The sequence below is a fragment of the Mesobacillus maritimus genome (assembly GCF_023715205.1).
Lineage (GTDB): Bacteria > Bacillota > Bacilli > Bacillales > Cytobacillaceae > Mesobacillus_B > Mesobacillus_B maritimus_C.
Genome location: NZ_JAMBNR010000097.1, coordinates 1 through 405 on the forward strand (window position 1 = coordinate 1; position 405 = coordinate 405).

General features: G+C 48.4%; 1 rRNA gene. It reads left to right on the plus strand.

What is annotated here, in order from left to right:
- A 16S ribosomal RNA gene (locus M3182_RS25785) occupies positions 1–220 on the plus strand; the annotation flags it as partial.
- Positions 221–405 lie beyond the last annotated feature (185 nt).

A 405-nucleotide genomic window follows, 5' to 3' on the forward strand; every position in this document is an offset into this window, starting at 1 on the left:
GCGGATCAGCATGCCGCGGTGAATACGTTCCCGGGCCTTGTACACACCGCCCGTCACACCACGAGAGTTTGTAACACCCGAAGTCGGTGGGGTAACTAAGAGTTTACGAAGTAAACTTACTTCGTAAACATAGAGCCAGCCGCCTAAGGTGGGACAGATGATTGGGGTGAAGTCGTAACAAGGTAGCCGTATCGGAAGGTGCGGCTGGATCACCTCCTTTCTAAGGATAATGTCTTTAGGACATTCGGAATGCGAATCCTACGATTCGTAATTGACTACTTGTTTGTTTAGTTTTGAGAGTGCAATATTCTCTCAAAATGCTGTCTAGCTACAGCGTCTAGACCCTCGAGGTCGCTTCGGTCCATCACTTGAAGTCAAAGAACGACTTCAAATGCTGTACCTCCA